Source organism: Pseudomonas sp. R11-23-07 (assembly GCF_003852295.1).
Classification (GTDB): domain Bacteria; phylum Pseudomonadota; class Gammaproteobacteria; order Pseudomonadales; family Pseudomonadaceae; genus Aquipseudomonas.
This window is the reverse complement of sequence record NZ_CP027761.1, coordinates 4,259,668-4,275,834: the sequence shown is the minus strand read 5'-3', so window position 1 is coordinate 4,275,834 and position 16,167 is coordinate 4,259,668. Positions and strand designations below refer to the sequence as shown.

18 protein-coding genes are annotated in these 16,167 nt (G+C 60.7%); 8 read left to right on the top strand and 10 right to left on the bottom strand.

Going from position 1 to position 16,167, the window contains the following annotated elements; genetic code table 11:
- Positions 1-7: 7 nt before the first annotated feature.
- On the bottom strand, positions 8-1,039 hold the full coding sequence (locus tag C4J84_RS19585; protein ID WP_164487832.1) for a LacI family DNA-binding transcriptional regulator: 1,032 nt from the start codon (positions 1,037-1,039) through the stop codon (positions 8-10).
- Between the two features lie 212 nt (positions 1,040-1,251).
- Between C4J84_RS19585 and C4J84_RS19580 the strand changes: the two genes are divergently transcribed.
- Positions 1,252-1,785 (top strand): gluconokinase, encoded by a 534-nt coding sequence (locus tag C4J84_RS19580; protein WP_124371640.1) that lies wholly within the window; start codon positions 1,252-1,254, stop codon positions 1,783-1,785.
- Positions 1,786-1,868: 83 nt separating this feature from the next.
- The gene (locus C4J84_RS19575) at positions 1,869-3,221 is read left to right on the top strand and encodes a GntP family permease (RefSeq protein ID WP_124364092.1); all 1,353 of its coding nucleotides are present in this window, start codon (positions 1,869-1,871) and stop codon (positions 3,219-3,221) included.
- A 300-nt stretch (positions 3,222-3,521) separates the two neighbouring features.
- Here the strand turns inward: C4J84_RS19575 and alaC are convergent, their stop codons facing one another.
- Complete coding sequence (alaC, locus tag C4J84_RS19570; protein ID WP_124435983.1) at positions 3,522-4,739, bottom strand: alanine transaminase; 1,218 nt, start codon at positions 4,737-4,739, stop codon at positions 3,522-3,524.
- A 194-nt stretch (positions 4,740-4,933) separates the two neighbouring features.
- Between alaC and C4J84_RS19565 the strand changes: the two genes are divergently transcribed.
- The gene (locus tag C4J84_RS19565) at positions 4,934-5,416 is read left to right on the top strand and encodes a GyrI-like domain-containing protein (RefSeq protein ID WP_124364090.1); all 483 of its coding nucleotides are present in this window, start codon (positions 4,934-4,936) and stop codon (positions 5,414-5,416) included.
- A gap of 20 nt (positions 5,417-5,436) precedes the next feature.
- Here the strand turns inward: C4J84_RS19565 and C4J84_RS19560 are convergent, their stop codons facing one another.
- From C4J84_RS19560 to C4J84_RS19550, 3 genes are read right to left on the bottom strand one after another with little or no spacing between them, the layout of a single operon-like run.
- Complete coding sequence (locus C4J84_RS19560) at positions 5,437-6,645, bottom strand: type II toxin-antitoxin system HipA family toxin (RefSeq protein WP_124435982.1); 1,209 nt, start codon at positions 6,643-6,645, stop codon at positions 5,437-5,439.
- Positions 6,638-6,892, bottom strand: coding sequence for a helix-turn-helix domain-containing protein (locus C4J84_RS19555; RefSeq protein WP_124435981.1), 255 nt, complete (start codon positions 6,890-6,892; stop codon positions 6,638-6,640). The genes C4J84_RS19560 and C4J84_RS19555 overlap by 8 nt, the downstream gene beginning before the upstream one ends.
- A 42-nt stretch (positions 6,893-6,934) precedes the next feature.
- A complete protein-coding gene (locus C4J84_RS19550) occupies positions 6,935-7,453 on the bottom strand; it encodes an N-acetyltransferase (RefSeq protein ID WP_124435980.1) in 519 nt (172 codons plus the stop codon).
- Positions 7,454-7,601: 148 nt separating this feature from the next.
- Here C4J84_RS19550 and C4J84_RS19545 point away from each other — a divergent pair, with 148 nt between their 5' ends.
- From C4J84_RS19545 to C4J84_RS19535, 3 genes are read left to right on the top strand one after another with little or no spacing between them, the layout of a single operon-like run.
- Complete coding sequence (locus C4J84_RS19545; RefSeq protein ID WP_124435979.1) at positions 7,602-8,021, top strand: nuclear transport factor 2 family protein; 420 nt, start codon at positions 7,602-7,604, stop codon at positions 8,019-8,021.
- A 42-nt stretch (positions 8,022-8,063) separates the two neighbouring features.
- Positions 8,064-8,411 (top strand): YciI family protein, encoded by a 348-nt coding sequence (locus C4J84_RS19540; RefSeq protein WP_124435978.1) that lies wholly within the window; start codon positions 8,064-8,066, stop codon positions 8,409-8,411.
- On the top strand, positions 8,411-9,640 hold the full coding sequence (locus tag C4J84_RS19535) for an RNA polymerase sigma factor (RefSeq protein ID WP_124436345.1): 1,230 nt from the start codon (positions 8,411-8,413) through the stop codon (positions 9,638-9,640). The genes C4J84_RS19540 and C4J84_RS19535 overlap by 1 nt, the downstream gene beginning before the upstream one ends.
- Position 9,641: 1 nt before the next feature.
- On the opposite strand, the gene C4J84_RS19530 is transcribed toward C4J84_RS19535, so the two are convergent.
- Positions 9,642-10,496, bottom strand: coding sequence for a LysR family transcriptional regulator (locus tag C4J84_RS19530; protein WP_124435977.1), 855 nt, complete (start codon positions 10,494-10,496; stop codon positions 9,642-9,644).
- An 88-nt stretch (positions 10,497-10,584) separates the two neighbouring features.
- On the opposite strand from C4J84_RS19530, the gene C4J84_RS19525 reads away from it, so the two are divergent.
- Positions 10,585-11,022 carry a multidrug/biocide efflux PACE transporter gene (locus tag C4J84_RS19525; RefSeq protein WP_124368083.1) on the top strand — a complete coding sequence of 146 codons (438 nt, stop codon included), beginning with the start codon at positions 10,585-10,587 and terminating at the stop codon, positions 11,020-11,022.
- 11 nt (positions 11,023-11,033) lie between these two features.
- On the opposite strand, the gene C4J84_RS19520 is transcribed toward C4J84_RS19525, so the two are convergent.
- Positions 11,034-11,795: an SDR family NAD(P)-dependent oxidoreductase gene (locus tag C4J84_RS19520; protein ID WP_124435976.1), complete on the bottom strand. Its 762-nt coding sequence runs from the start codon at positions 11,793-11,795 to the stop codon at positions 11,034-11,036.
- A gap of 105 nt (positions 11,796-11,900) precedes the next feature.
- Here C4J84_RS19520 and C4J84_RS19515 point away from each other — a divergent pair, with 105 nt between their 5' ends.
- Complete coding sequence (locus C4J84_RS19515; RefSeq protein ID WP_124371631.1) at positions 11,901-12,797, top strand: LysR family transcriptional regulator; 897 nt, start codon at positions 11,901-11,903, stop codon at positions 12,795-12,797.
- Positions 12,798-12,810: 13 nt separating this feature from the next.
- Here C4J84_RS19515 and C4J84_RS19510 read toward each other — a convergent pair whose 3' ends face one another.
- The 3 genes from C4J84_RS19510 to C4J84_RS19500 form a co-directional block, all read right to left on the bottom strand.
- The gene (locus C4J84_RS19510; protein WP_124368081.1) at positions 12,811-14,427 is read right to left on the bottom strand and encodes an inorganic phosphate transporter; all 1,617 of its coding nucleotides are present in this window, start codon (positions 14,425-14,427) and stop codon (positions 12,811-12,813) included.
- Between the two features lie 214 nt (positions 14,428-14,641).
- Positions 14,642-15,664, bottom strand: a complete 1,023-nt coding sequence (locus tag C4J84_RS19505; RefSeq protein WP_124364081.1) for a transporter — start codon at positions 15,662-15,664, stop codon at positions 14,642-14,644.
- Between the two features lie 148 nt (positions 15,665-15,812).
- Positions 15,813-16,118 carry a PepSY domain-containing protein gene (locus C4J84_RS19500; protein ID WP_124435975.1) on the bottom strand — a complete coding sequence of 102 codons (306 nt, stop codon included), beginning with the start codon at positions 16,116-16,118 and terminating at the stop codon, positions 15,813-15,815.
- Positions 16,119-16,167 lie beyond the last annotated feature (49 nt).

The window sequence follows — 16,167 nt, the reverse complement described above, 5'->3', positions numbered from 1 at the left end:
CGAGCCTTCACGTACTCTCCCGCACCTGCAATTCAAACCCCATATCCACCACCGGCTTGGCGATCTTGTTACCCGCCATGATCGTCAGCAAGTGCTCCGCCGCACGCCGGCCGATGGCTTCGCGGGGCGTGCTGATGCTGCTCAGGCGCGGCACCATGAAGGAGGATGCGGGCAAGTCGTTAAAGCCCAGCACCGCTACACGCTGCGGTACGTTGATGCCATGGCGCATGGCTTCGAGCAGGGCGCCCTGGGCCAGGTCGTCGTTGCCGAAGAAGATCGCATCCACATCGGGATGAGCCGCCAGCAGCTGTAAAAACAGTTCGCCACCCAGGCCGACCGACGAAGGGCGCGGGGTCAGCAATTCCAGCGCCGGGTCGTACAGGCCGGCCTGTTGCAGGGTGCGGCGGAACCCCTCACCCCGCAGCAACGTGCGTTGATCCAGTTGCGCGCCGATGTAAGCCAAGCGTTTGTACCCACGGGACAGCAGGTGCGCCGCCGCCGTTTCCCCGGCGGCCAACTGCGAGAAGCCTACGCAGTTCACGCCGGCATTCGGGTCCAGGTCCATCATATATACGCAGGGCACGTTGCTGGCCTCGACCATCCGTCGCGCGCTTTCGGTGCGGTCGAAGCCGGTCAGCAGCAGACCTCGAGGCTGGTAGGCCATGTAGTTGCGCAGCAGGTTTTCTTCTTCGTCACGCGAATAGTGGAAGTTACCGATCAGTACTTCAAAACCCTTGGGCCGCAGCACCTGGTGAATGGCTTCCAATGTTTCGATAAACAGCAGGTTGGACAAAGACGGCACCAGCACCACTACCGAATGGCTCTGGGCCGACGCCAGCGCACGGGCAGCGGGGTTGACCACGTAGTTGAGTTCGGCGGCGGCTTGCTGGACTTTTTCCACCAGTTCGGCGGCGACGGTGCTGATACCGCGCAGGGCGCGGGAGGCGGTGATCGGGCTGACGCCGGCCAGACGGGCAACTTCATTCAATGTGGGGCGACCGGTGGTACGGGTATTTTTATCGTTCTTGGAGGTCATCAGGCGGCTTGCCAAACAAAAATCGAGGCACTAAGGTAGCGCTGTCTCCAAACGGCTGCAAATGCTTGAACGTTGGGTTGCCTGATCCCGTTCAAATGATTGGAGCGGATGCACGCGTCACTCCATAAAAAAAGACAAGACGGCGCGGGAAAAGCCTGTTTTTGCACTAGCCTTACGCTGTGCAAAGGTAGCGCTATCTGCGTCCTGAGGTGTTTATGAGTCAACCTGTTACTGCCCTGGTCATCATGGGTGTTGCCGGCTGTGGCAAAACCAGCGTCAGCGAGGCCCTGTGCCGTCTGAACGGCGCCACCGCCATTGAAGGCGACAGCTTTCACCCCGCCGCGAACATCGAAAAGATGAGCGCCGGCCACCCCCTCAACGACGACGACCGCGCCGGCTGGCTCGACATCCTCTGCGACGAACTGCGCCGTTCGCTCAAGGCCGGAGAGCATCCGGTGCTCACCTGTTCGGCCCTGAAAAAGAAATACCGCGACCACCTGCGCGAAGCCGCGCCGGGCCTGGGCTTTGTGTTCCTGGAGCTGACCCGTGAAGTGGCCGCCGACCGCGTGTCCCATCGCCCCGGCCATTTCATGCCGGCCAGCCTGATCGACAGCCAGTTCGCCACTCTTGAATCACCCAAGGGCGAGCCGCTGACCCTGGCCCTCAACGCCAGCGAAGACAGCGTCGAGGAGCTGGCCGAGCAGACCAACACCTGGTGGCTCAAGCACGGCTTTGAACCTAATCACTAATTTTTTGCCGGAAAGATAGCGCTATCCCCGGCAGGAAGTTCAACACCCGCTTTAATAACAACAACAAACAGGAGAGACCCCCCATGTTTGGCATGTCCCACGAGTCATACCTGCTGCTAGACGCAGTAGTCACTATCATCGGGTTGATCATTCTGATCACCAAGTTCAAGGTGCACCCGTTCATTGCACTGATCATCGCGGCCGGTTTCCTCGGCCTGACCTCGGGCATGCCCGTGGACAAGATCATCAAGGCGTTCCAGGATGGGTTCGGCGGTGTGCTCGGCTTTGTCGGCATCATCCTCGCGCTGGGTACCATGCTCGGCAAGATGATGGCCGAGTCCGGCGGCGCCGATCAGATCGCCCAGACGTTGATCCGCGCCTTTGGCAAGGACAAGGTCCAGTGGGCCATGATGTTCGCCGCGTTCCTGGTGGGCATCCCGCTGTTCTTCGAGATTGGCTTTGTGCTGCTGATCCCGCTGGTGTTTATCGTTGCACGTCGCACCGGTGTATCGCTGATCAAGATCGGCATTCCGCTGCTCGCCGGCCTGTCGGCGGTGCACGGCCTGGTGCCGCCGCACCCGGGCCCGCTGCTGGCCATCGGCGTGTTTGGCGCGGACATCGGCAAGACCATCCTGTATGGCCTGATCGTCGCACTGCCAACCGCCATTATTGCCGGCCCGATCTTCGGCACGTTCATCGCCAAGTACATTCCGGGCAACCCGTCCCAGGAACTGGTGGATCAACTGGCCCGCGAGACCGATAACAAATCGCTGCCAAGCTTCGGCATCACCCTGGTCACCGTGCTGCTGCCGGTGTTTTTGATGCTGCTCAAAACCTTCGCCGACATTGCGTTCGCCGAAGGCAACGTGGTGCGCAACTGGATGGACATGATCGGTCACCCGATCACTGCCCTGTTGCTGGCGTTGCTGCTGTCGCTGTACACCTTCGGCCATCGCCAGGGCATCCATTCCAAGCAGATCCTCAAACTGCTCGACGCCAGCCTTGCGCCGACCGCCGCGATCATCCTGATCATCGGCGCCGGTGGCGGCTTCAAGCAGATGCTGGTGACCAGCGGCGTGGGTGACGTGATCGGCCACATGGCGGTGAATGCGCAGATCAACCCGATCCTGCTGGCGTGGCTGGTGGCGGCGGTGATTCGTGTGGCCACAGGCTCCGCAACCGTGGCAACCATTACCGGCGCGGGCATCGTGGTGCCGGTGGTGGGCATGATCCCAGGGGTTAACCGCGAGCTGCTGGTGCTGGCGACGGGGGCGGGTTCGTTGATCCTGTCGCACGTTAACGACGCGGGGTTCTGGTTGGTGAAGCAGTACTTCAACATGACCGTGGCCGAGACATTCAAGACCTGGACGGCGATGGAAACCATTCTGTCGGTGGTGGCGCTGATCTTCATCATGTTGCTGTCGTTGGTGGTGTAGGCCACACCACTCAACCAATGTGGGAGGGGGCTTGCCCCCGATAGCAGGGTGTCAGCCACTGCAACTGGTGGCTGATTCACCGCCATCGGGAGCAAGCCCCCTCCCACTTTTTGACCGAGTCGGGCGCTGATCTTGGTCATGCTGCTGTCGTTGGCGGTCTAAGCCACACCCCGCAACAAAAGCTGGAAACCCAATCAAATGTGGGAGGGGGCTTGCTCCCGATCGCGGTGAATCAGCCACCACATGCGGTGGCTGACACCCTGCTATCGGGAGCAAGCCCCCTCCCACTTTTTGACCGAGTCAGACCCCGGGTTTTGCTACCAGCCCGTCCGCCCGGAACATCCCGCGAATTCCCCGCACCGCCTGGCGAATCCGGTCCTGGTTCTCGATCAGCGCGAAGCGCACGTGATCGTCACCATACTCACCAAAGCCAATCCCCGGCGATAGACATACCTTCGCCTCCAGCAGCAGTTTCTTGGCAAACTCCAGCGAGCCCATGGCGGCATACTGCTCGGGAATCTTGGCCCAGACATACATCGACGCCTTCGGATTTTCCACCATCCAGCCCAGCTCATGCAGACCCTTTACCAGCACGTTACGGCGCTGACGATACTGCTCGGCAATGTCTTTCACACACTGCTGGTCACCTTCCAGCGCCGCAATCGCCGCCACTTGCAGCGGCGTGAAGGTACCGTAGTCGTGGTAACTCTTGATCCGCGCCAGGGCGTTGACCAGTTCCGGGTTGCCCACCATGAAGCCGATACGCCAGCCGGCCATGTTGTAGCTCTTGGACAGGGTGAAAAACTCCACCGCAATGTCCTTGGCGCCGGGCACTTGCATGATCGACGGGGCTTTCCAGCCGTCGTAGACGATGTCGGCGTAGGCCAAATCATGCACCACCAGCACGTCGTATTGCTTGGCCAGGGCGATCACGCGCTCGAAGAAATCCAGCTCCACGCACTGCGCGGTGGGGTTGGACGGGAAGCCGAGGATCATCATTTTCGGCTTGGGGATCGAGCCGCGAATCGCCCGCTCAAGCTCAGCGAAGAAGTCCACGCCGGGCACCAGCGGCACCGAGCGCACTTGGGCGCCGGCAATCACGGCGCCGTAGATGTGAATCGGGTAGCTGGGGTTGGGCACCAGCACGGTGTCGCCCTGGTCCAGGGTGGCCAGCATCAAGTGCGCCAGGCCTTCTTTGGAACCGATGGTGACGATGGCTTCCGACTCGGGGTCGATGTCCACCTCATAACGATCTTTGTACCAACGCGAAATCGCCCGGCGCAGGCGCGGAATGCCTTTGGACGTGGAGTAGCCGTGGGTGTCTTCACGCTGGGCGACGGTGACCATTTTCTCCACGATGTGCGGGGGCGTGGCGCCGTCGGGGTTACCCATGCTCAAGTCGATGATGTCTTCGCCGCGCCGACGCGCAGCCATCTTCAGCTCGGCAGTGATATTGAACACGTAGGGGGGGAGTCGATCTATGCGCGCAAAGCGGCGCGGCGAACCTTGGTCTGCCATTGTTGCCTCGAGGTACGTAAGCGCCCGGAACCGTCCGAGCGACGTCGGCCACTGCGGTGGCCTGCGGGCAGACAATACGGTCGATGATGGCCAGTTGTCCAGATGCGTAGGAAAAATTTCCACATGGAGCGCGACGCGGATATGCCCCTATACTCGATGCGGGTTTGTTCCCTCATAAGAAGGAGACTGTTCGTATGGATCAGCAGACAAAACAACCGTTGGAACCACGCATGGAAGCCGGCAAGGCCATGGTGATCGCCGGCGTTCAGGGGCGCTATTCGAAGGCTACCGTGGGCGATATCCCCAATCTGTGGGAGTTGTTCGACACGTGCATCAAGGACATCAAAAAGCGCGTCGGCGGCGTGACGTATGGTGTTTGCCATAACCCCAAGCACGGCGAATTCGACTACATGGCCGGTGTTGAAGTCCCGACCAAGGGCGATGTGCCGAGCAATTTCCAGTTCATCGAAATTGCGCCGCTCAATTACGCCGTGTTCACGCATTACGGGCCTGTGCGGGCGCTGGAACAGACGTACGAGCGCATCATGTTCGAATGGCTGCCGCATTCGGGCTACAAGGTGATGGGCGCGGATTTCGAGCGCTACAGTGCGGACTTTGACGGGAAAAAGGGCACCGGGACGGTGGAAATCTGGCTGCCGGTTGGACAGAAAGCCTGAGAGCCAAAACCGGGGGCGACTCAGCCCCCGAAGCTATTTTGATAACCTTGAGCGGATTGACGTATGGCGCTCGCCACCTCAGGTGCCAACCGGCAGTAGTCATCTTCGCGCTTGAGCACCATTTCAAGGGTCTGCAACAGCGCCTGGATACGCTCCTCGGGATGTTCGACTTCGCAGGTCCTGGCAAATTCGAGGATGCCCAGGCGCGAGGCGAATAACGATTTATTTCCGCCCAGATCCAATGCCAGTGAGTCTTCCGGGATGTAAGCGGTGGTGTTCACGATGTCGTAGGCCGGTGCCAACCGCGTATCTGATTTCACCGGATTGCTATAGAGCACGCCGAAATTCTTCAGATGGGCATCGCCATTACCCACGATGCAACTCAGCGCTACGCTATCGAACAATTGGTCCAGCGAACTGCGTTGATGCGCCGGGGCGCAGAACACGCGTACAGCCTTGGCTATGGCGGCGTAACTCTTGGTGTACTTTTGCTCGGCGGACAGGCCCATCAGCGCGGTCATGTCTTCGAAGCCCAGTGGATTGAGCTGTGCGTCACGATCAAAGCGCCGCATGATGAACAGCTTATGGTTGCGGGACAGATAAAACGGCGGTACGGGCAGGCCCGCGTCTCGGGCAATGGACATGCACAGGTATTCATTGATGGCCAACCCCGGAAACTCGTCGCGCCCGCTTTTAATGATCAGATCGTCGGTTTTCGAGGTGATTTTCTGTTCGGTCGTTTGTGGTTTTTCCGGCACCAATACTTTGGGTTGCACACCGGAAATACCTGCTCGCAGGATGTAGCGATCCACCAGCTCGACGAACAGATCCTCCGCGCCGTCCCACGCAAGAATTTCGTCGAGGTTTTCTCCGGTTGTGTGGGAGCTGTTGCGATGGATCAGCTCGTTCACCTGTTCAGAAGATACGAAAACCCGACCGATTGGCGCGCTGCTTCCCGAGAGCGCCAACAGCAACATCGGGTCGACCTTCACCGTTTTGGCGAGGCGATTACGCAGTTGCTCCAGCACGTAGCCTTCGGGCAAATTCATCTGAAAGATAGGGTGCAGGTCCCGGCGACGGTATTCTTCCGCGCGGACGGGCATCGACAGGCTGATTGCGCTGTCGGCTTTTGCGTTATCGCTATACCGGAACAAATAGTCTTGAGCACCGACCAGCACGCTGCCGCTGTCCCCTTGAGGCGTATGAACGCGTAGCGTGGGGCTATTCATTGAACAAGTCCTCCAGTTCCTCCAGGGTCGGCAAGGTCACAGGCACCAATTTGAATTCGCTGCCCAAGGCGGCAACCACCCGGGCATAGGCATTCATTGAGACCGAGAGGCTGCCTTTTTCGATTTCAATCAGTTTTTGCCGGGTAATTCCCGCCAACTTCGCCAGATCCACCTGTTTATATCCGCGATTCAAGCGCATGGTGCGCAGCTGGATGCCGAGTCGTTGAGTTATTACAGAAGTGTCCATGTCGCGTATACATTACTTTGCTGTGGTTAAGTTATGTATACGTTACATTTTAGCGCTGTCAACACCAGCCGGACTAAATACCCATCTCAACCTGCGCTCATACCCAATCCTTCCCCTGTAAGCCTCACCGCTATCCACCCAACCGGCTGCCAGATACAACCCCATCGCCGCTTCATTGTCCGCATCCACCGACAATTCCAGTGCCCTGATCTGCGGCCACGCCTGTAGCGCCACCTCGGGCAGTGCCTGCAAACAGGCTTTGCCAAACCCACGACCCTGCTGATGCCGATCGACCTGCAACGCATGCAGCGTCGCACTGTGTTCGTCGGCCCAATGGGGCAGGCAAGGTGGGCGTTTGAGGAGCAGGAAGGCTACCGGCCGCTCGTCGGCGAGCAGGGCGAAGCCTTTGATAGCGTCGGGGTTGGGATTGACCAGCAGGCTGTTCAGCGCGCAATAGATATCACCGGAATACGCCAGTTGTTCTGGATTGACTTCCAGTCCGTCGAGCTGCTGTTTTTGTACAGCATTCAGCGCCTGATAGGGGACGAGGCGGGTTTCCATGTGCGGCATATCCGAAATTCTACGAAGAGGGGCGGATTCTAGCGTTTTTGCCGGAGGCGACATTATTTTTGTGCGGACTGTCGATTTGCCTGCAGCGCGTTCGACTAAGGGTGTCTTTCGTGATTTTCCAACCCAAGGAGTCATCGCCATGAGCACTGCAATCAACAGTCTGATCGAGCAATGGAAGCACGCCGTCGTCAGCCGTGATATCGATAAGATTGTCAGCTTTTACGCCGACGATATCGTCTCGTTCGACGCCGTGACCGCACTGCAATTCAAGGGCAAGGCGGCCTATCGCGCGCACTGGGAAGCGTGCATGGAGCATTGCCCCGGCCCGGGTATTTTCGAGTTTCATGAGTTGCACATCGTGGAGGCGCAAGAGAGCGCGTTTGCCCATTGGCTCGCCCACTGCGGCGGCACCGGGCCGGATGGCGAGGTGAAGGCATGCTGGATGCGCGTCACTGCCGGCTATCAGCGTATCGATGGTCAGTGGAAAGTGGTGCATGAACACTGGTCGGCGCCTTTCGATATGCAAAGCGGCACTGCGCTGTTTGACCTCAAGCCTTGAGCGTTGCGGACTATAGTCAGTCATCCGAACACGGAGAACGCCATGAAATACCTGTGCCTGATCTACAGCAACGAACAGGTGTTGCACACCTCGCCCGAGAGCCCGGCTGACACCGAGTGTTTCGCTTACGCCGAGGCGATACAAAAAAGCGGCCGCATGCTCGCCGCCGAGCCGCTGGAATCGGTCAGCACCGCCACCACCGTGCGCATGCGCAATGGCAAGCTTTCGATCACCGACGGACCCTTCGCCGAAACCAAGGAACAGCTCGCCGGGTTCTACCTGATCGAGGCCAAGGATTTGAATGAAGCCATCCAGGTGGCGGGCGGCATTCCGGCAGCGCGGGTCGGCAGTGTGGAAGTGCGTCCCGTGCGTGAGCTGAACCTGGCGTGATAACGCATAACCTGCAGGTCGAACGTATTTACCGCAGCGAATCACGCCGCGTACTCGCGACGCTGATTCGCCTGCTCGGTGATTTCGACCTGGCCGAGGAGGCCTTGCACGAGGCGTTTTTCGTCGCCGTGCAACGCTGGCCCCACGACGGCATACCGGATAATCCACGGGCCTGGCTGGTGTCGACCGGGCGCTTCAAGGCCATTGACCGCTTGCGTCGCCAGGCGCGGTTTACCCCGTTGTTGCAGGAGCAGGCGGATGCGCTGGAGGCGGCTGACTGGAGTGCTGAAGACGTGGAAGACGACCGCTTGCGCCTGATCTTCACCTGTTGCCACCCGGCCCTGGCGGCCGACGCCCAGGCGGCGCTGACCTTGCGCGAAATCTGCGACCTGAGCACCGAAGAAATCGCCCGCGCGTTTCTCGCCACGCCGGTCACCATCGCGCAACGCATCGTGCGGGCAAAGCACAAGATCCGTGACGCGAAAATTCCCTATCAAGTGCCGTCCCTGGCCGAGTTGCCAGAGCGCCTCGACAGCGTGCTGCGCGTGATTTACCTGGTGTTCAACGAGGGCTATTCGGCCTCCACCGGCGCCGACCTCACGCGCGAAGACTTGACCCGCGAAGCCATTCGCCTCGGCCGTTTGCTGATGGAGCTGTTGCCGGAGCCCGAAGTCATGGGCCTGCTGGCGTTGATGCTGCTGCATGAATCGCGTCGGCCGGCGCGCACTTCGGCGAGCGGTGAACTGGTGTTGCTGAATGAACAGGACCGCTCGCTGTGGGACGCGTCCTTGATTGCTGAAGGTTGCGCATTGGTGGAACAGGCGCTGACGACACCGCGCTTCGGGCCGTATTGCCTGCAGGCGGCGATTGCCGCCGTACATGCTGAGGCGCCGAATGCAAAGGCAACCGACTGGCCGCAGATAGTCGGGCTCTACGATGTCTTGCTTCGGGCCGTGCCGTCGCCGGTGATCGAGCTGAACCGGGCGGTGGCAGTGGCGATGGGGCAGGGGCCGTTAGCGGGCCTGGCGCTGGTAGACGGCATTCTGCAGCGCGGTGAGTTACAGGATTACCACTTGGCGCATTCGGCGCGGGGTGAATTCTGCCGACAGTTGGGGCGGGTTGATGAAGCGCGCGCCGCCTATGCGCGGGCGCTGACGTTGACCCGGCACACCCCTGAGCAGCGCTTCCTCGAGCAACGCCTGGCCGAACTCCAGGCCCATCAACAGTGACTCACTCAAGCATCTTGCCCAGCAACCAACTGCCCGCCGGCCCCGGTGGGTTCTGTCGCGACCACACCGCATCCACCGCCACCGAGCGGGGCCAGCTGCGCACCTTGAGTTCGACCAATTGCCCACCGCCAAAACGCTCCACCAGCCAGCGCGGAATCGGAGCCCAGCCGAAGCCCAGTTGCGCCATCTCCATCAACATCAGGTAACTGGGGGCCGACCATACGCGCTGGGTGCCGCGGTTTTCATTGGGATTGATGATGCTCGCCAAGCGCAACTCCCGGTGCAGCTGCAGCGTCTGCGGGTGAACCTTGACCAGGCCAGCCAACGGGTGTTTACGCGCGACGAACAGCGCGATTTCGGTACGTTCTTCAACGGGGGCAAACGTCAGGTCCGGCGGGTAAACCTCCTGCTGTTCGATAAACGCGATGTGTGTGCGGCCACTTTGCACCAAGGCGATCAAGTCTTCGCATTCAGCGATCAGGCATTCCAACTCAAGGTCCGGGTAGCGTTGTTCAAAGGCGCTGAGGGCGACCTCGAAGTGGTCGGACTGGTAGGTATCGGACATAGCGATACTCAGCTTCGGCTCCAGCCCCTGGGCCAGTTGGCTCGCCGCCAGCTCCAGCCGGCTGCTGGCCTCCAGCACCTGCTCCGCGCGCTGCAACAACACCTGGCCGGCCGGGGTCAGCGTCGGTTTGCGGCTGCTGCGATCGAACAGCACCACGTCCAGATCAATCTCCAGGCTGGCCACCGCCGCGCTGATGGTGGACTGGCTCTTGCCCAGCTTGCGTGCCGCCGCAGAAAACGAGCCTTGGGTCGCCGCCTGGACAAACGCCTGGAGCACTTCATGGGAGGCCATGAGTATCGCCTTGATCGATGGTTATTAGTTATGAAGTATCGGATCAAGGGGTAATCATGGCAACCATCGTCCTTCACGGAGCCGGGTCATGAACCCCACCAAATCGATGACTGAACGCGTTCTGCAAGCCCTGGGTTTTGAAGGTTTGGCTTTGTTGATCTGTACGCCCTTGCTGGTCTGGGTGACCGGCCGACCGGCCCTGGAAATGGGCGCGGTGACCCTGGGCATCAGCTTGCTGGCGCTGAGCTGGAACGTCATTTTCAACAGTGTCTTCGACCGCCTTAAAGTGCGCCTGCAACTGCCCGGCGGCGGCTGGACGCGGGTGCTGCACGCGCTGCTGTTCGAAGGTGGCCTGATCCTGCTGGCGGTGCCCTTGATTGCCGCCTTGATGAAGATCAGCCTGTTGGACGCTTTCCTGCTCGACATCGGGGTGCTGCTGTTTTTCCTGCCGTACACCTATGTCTATCACTGGGGCTATGACGTGATACGCGACAGGATTGCCAGCAAGACCCCGATTTCCCTGTAAGCGCCAGGCGCCTACAGGAACATGCCGCCGGAAGCCTCAATGCGCTGGCCGGTGATCCATTGACTGCCATCGGCCAGCAGCAGCGCGATGGCGCCGCCAATGTCGTCGGGTAAACCGGCGCGGCCCAGGGCGGTGTTGTTGGCGACCATGGCATTGATGTCAGCGTTGTCGCGCACCGCACCACCGCCGAAGTCGGTCTCAATCGCGCCAGGGGCGAGGATATTGACGCTGATGCCGCGTGCGCCCAGTTCCTTGGCCTGGTAGCGGGTCAGCACTTCCATCGCGCCTTTCATGGCCGCGTAGGCGGCGTAGCCCGGCAGGCTGAAACGCGCCAGGCCGCTGGACACATTGAGAATGCGCCCACCGTCGCGAATCAACGGCAACAGCTTCTGTGTCAGAAAAAACGGCCCCTTGAAATGAATCGCCACCAGTTGGTCGAACTGGGCTTCGGTGGTTTCGGCAAAGCTTGCATGCAGGCCGATACCGGCATTGTTGATCAGAAAATCAAAGCGGTCCTGTGCGAAAACATCCTTGAGCGCGCCGTTAACTTCAGTGACGAACCCTGCGAACGTCGCGCTCTGGCTCACGTCCAGTTGCAACATGGCGGCGCGGCCGCCCAGCTGTTCGATCTGCGCCACTAACGCCTGGGCCTCGTCGGCCTTGCTGTGGTAGGTGCCGATGATATCGACGCCCTGGGCGGCCAGGTGCAGTGCAGCGCTTTTGCCCAAGCCGCGGCTGGCGCCGGTGATCAGTGCGATTTTACGTGTGGTCATGCTGCAGTCCTCTGAGGTGATAGTGGGACTGAGTGTATTTGTACGTCCGTAACGTGATAAACAGGGCTATATCGGAATCACTGGTCGGGCAAGGCGAACAATCCCATGAATAAACTGGAGCTGCTGCGCACGTTCGTGCGCGTCACCGAACTGTCGAGTTTTACCCAGGCTGGCGAGAGCCTTGGCCTGCCGCGCTCCACCGTGTCCGAGCAGGTGCGGGCCCTGGAGGAACTGCTCGGTGCGCGCCTGTTGCAACGCACCACGCGCAGGGTGCAGGCCACCCAGGACGGCCGGGTGTTGTATGAGCGCAGCAAGGATTTGCTGGCGCATATGGAGGAACTGGAAGGGCTGTTCCGACAGGACGAAACCCAATTGGCCGGCAGCATCCGGGTGGACATGCCCAACGCGATGGCGCGCACCTTGATCGTGCCCAACTTGCCCCCGTTCATGGAGCGGCATCCGCTGATCGACATGCAGATCAGCAGCTCGGACCGCCAAGTGGACCTGATCGCCGAAGGCTTCGACTGTGTCGTGCGCGTGGGCGCCCAGCCCGATCAAAGCGTGGTGGCGCGGCGGGTGTGCAGCCTGCCCATGGTCAACTGTGTGAGCGCGGCGTATGTGCAGCGCTACGGCAGGCCCGAAACCCTGGCTGACCTTGAGCACCATCAACTGGTGCATTACGTACGCCCGCTGGGCGCACGCTCGGCGGGGTTCGAATACGTGGAGGGCGGTAAGGTGCAGCGGCTGCCGATGGCCGGGCGCGTGACAGTCAACAGCACCGATGCGTATCAAGCGGCGTGCCTGGGGGGCTTTGGCATCATTCAAGTGCCACGCCTGGGCATCTGCGAATTGTTGGGCAGCGGCGAGCTGGTAGCGGTGCTGCCGGATTACCCGGCGCCGCCGCTGGACGTGTCGTTGCTCTACGCCGGCCAGCGGCATTTGCCCTTGCGCGTGCGGGTGTTCATGGAGTGGCTGGCGGCCACACTGCACGCGCATCTCTAGAGGCGAACGTGGTTCAGAACAGTTGCGTGAACAGCCAGTAAAGGCTGCCCGACAACACAATCGCCGCCGGCAACGTCAGCACCCAGGCCATCAGCAAATTGCGGATGGTGCGCATCTGCAAGCCGCCGCCGTTGGCCACCATGGTTCCCGCCACACCCGATGACAATACGTGGGTGGTCGACACCGGCAGACCGAACATGTCGGCCGCGCCGATGGTCAGCATCGCCACGGTTTCGGCCGAGGCGCCTTGGGCGTAGGTCAGATGGGTCTTGCCGATCTTTTCGCCCACCGTCACCACGATGCGCTTCCAGCCGACCATGGTGCCAAGCCCCAGGGCAATGGCCACCGCGATCTTGACCCACAGCGGGATGAAGCGCGTGGCGCTGTCGATCTGTTGCTTGAACAGCTGCAGCTTGTCTTGGGTGTCGGCGTCGAAACCGCCGACCTTGCCCTTGTCCATCAAGCGAATGGTTTCGCTGGTCAGGTACATGTCGTTACGCACGTTGCCCACCGCTTCAGCCGGTACCGCGGCCAGGGAGCCATAGCCTTTGACCTCGGCACCGATATGGCCGGTGATTGCGGCGAGGGCGGGCACCAGTTCCGGGGTGGCTTCCTTGGTGCGCACATAGGTCGACAAGGTTGCGCGGGAGTCGGCGGGTGCCGGCTGCGGTACCGCCTTCACCAATGCGGCCTGGGTTACCTCGGCGACCGCCGCGAATTGCAGCGACTGGTCGGCGGGCATGGTGCGGTTCAGCGCGTAAGCCATCGGCAGGGTGCCCACCAGGATCAGCATGATCAGGCCCATGCCTTTTTGCCCATCGTTGGAGCCGTGGGCGAACGACACACCGGTGCAGGTGACGATCAGCATGCCGCGAATCCACCAGGGCGGCGGGGTATCGCCTTGGGGCGCTTTATACAGCGAGCGGTTTTTCACGAAGGCGCGCAGGGCCAGCAACAGCAAGGCGGCAAATGCGAAGCCGATCAGCGGCGACAACAGCAAGGCGTAGCCGATTTTGGTGGCCTGGCTCCAGTCGACACCGCTGGTGCCGTCGCGGCCATGCATCAAGGCATTCGCCACGCCCACGCCGATGATCGAACCGATCAGGGTGTGGGACGACGACGCCGGTAAACCCAGCCACCAGGTGCCGAGGTTCCACAGGATCGCGGCGATCAGCAGGGCAAAGATCATGGCGAAGCCGGCCGATGAACCCACCTGCAGGATCAGCTCGACCGGCAGCAGCGCGATGATGCCGAACGCCACCGCGCCGCTGGAAAGCAGCACGCCGAGAAAGTTGAAAAAGCCCGACCACACCACCGCGAAATGCGGCGGCAGCGAATTGGTGTAGATCACCGTCGCCACCGCGTTGGCGGTGTCGTGGAAGCCGTTGACGAATTCGAAGCCCAGGGCGATCAACAGCGCCACGCCGAGCAGCAGGAACGGCGTCCAGGTGGTAACCACCGTGCCCAGTTCGTGCATGTCATGCATCAGGCTATAGGCGGTGAACAACAGGCCCATGGCGAGTACGGCGAAGAACATGATCACCGTCACCAGGCCGGGCTTGGTGTCCAGGCGGGGTGTGGAGGCGGTGGGTGAGGCGTGGGGCGAGGCAGTCAGGGAAGGGGTGGCCATGCCGGAGCATCCAGTGTGGTGAGGATGTCGCCTATGATCATTGCAGAATGTTACAAAGATGCTGCGGCAGGTCAGTGTTTAAGGGATATGCGGGTGCCGCTGGTCTATGATCGTTCCCACGCTTTGCGTGGGAATGCCTCCTGGGACGCTCCGCGTCACGACGCAGAGCGTCACGGGCTGAATTCCCACGCGGGAGCGTGGGAACGATCGTCATTCAGTAATCCTTGCGCTTCCTGAATGCCCAGCGCCCGGCGATCAAGGTGAAGGTCGCCACCAGCGCTACTAGGATCCAGAAGCCCTCCGGGTCGGTGGACAGCGGTACGCCACCCACATTCATGCCAAAAAAACCGGCGATGATATTGATCGGCAGCGCCAGCACCGTCACCACCGTGAGGGTGAACAGGGTGCGGTTGCTCTGTTCGTTGAGGTTGGCGGCGATCTCTTCCTGCAACAATTTGATGCGCTCGCCCAGGGCCGTCAGGTCGTTGATGATCAGCGCGAACTCTTCGGTGGATTTGCGCAACTCCTTCACGTCTTCCTTTTGCAGCCATTGCGGCGGCCGGTTGAGCAGGCGCAACAGCGAGCCCGGTTCCAGCGCCAACAGGCGTTGCAAACGCACCAGCACGCGGCGCGCGGCACCGAGTTCGGCGCGGTTGGTGGACAGGCGCGAGGACAGCAACTGGTCTTCAATCTGGTCGACGCTGAGGCTGGTCTTGCGCACGATTTGCGTCAGTACTTCGCCCTGGTCGCGCAGCAAATGCACCAGCAACTCCAGCGGCGAGCGGAAGCGTTCACCGGCTTTCACCGACGAGCGCAATTTATCCACCGAGTGCAGCGGTTGCAGGCGCGCACTGATCAGCAGGCGACTGCGCGCGCACACCCACAACGTGGAAATATCCGACGACACCATGCTGCTGAAGTTGAAGACCACGTCGTTGACCACCGCCAACAGGGCGGAATCGACGTGCTCGATGCGCGTGGAGCGCGAGCCTTCGTGTAATGCTTCGAAAAACTCTTCGGGCAATTCCAGGTGGGCCTGCATCCAGCGCTCACAGGCGGCGTGGGCCAGGTTCAGGTGCAGCCAGAGAAATGCTTGCGGATCGCCGGGTTGTTGCAAGTACGCAAGCGCGGTGGCCGAGTCAATCTGCTCGCCCTTTTCGCCGGGCAGAAAGCGGAAACCGTAAAGCAGGCCAAACAGATCGGGATCCTGATGGGCGTGATCGATGCTGTGGTTCATGGAGGCTCGCAGACAAAGCGCCTGTAGGACGTTTCACAGGTTCGCATGCGCGAATCATTGCAAGGCGCGATGACGGTTATGTGACGGTTTGGCGAGCGCCCATAAAAAAACGCGCCACCTGCCGGTGGCGCGTTTTTTGAGTTTTAACTCAGGTGTCCTGCTTGTCTTCCAGTACGGCGCCTGTTTTGGCGTCGAGCTTCACGTCCCACTTCTTGCCGGTGGTGTCGGTCAGGTCCACTTCGTAGACCAGCTTGCCGGCTTCGTGATCCAGTTCGGTGTCGTTGATGGTGGCGCCGGCATGCTTGGCGACGGCGGCAGCGTTGAGTTTTTCAAATGCCATCACTTCACCGGATTTGATCAGGTCAGGAATCTGGTCCGGACGAACATCAGCCTGTGCCAAACCGGCAGTCAGAGTCAGGGCAGTGGCGGCGAACAGAGTGGTCAAGGTTTTCATGGTGTGTGTCCTTCTGGTTGAACTGTTTAAGTGGCGCCAGATTAACCGG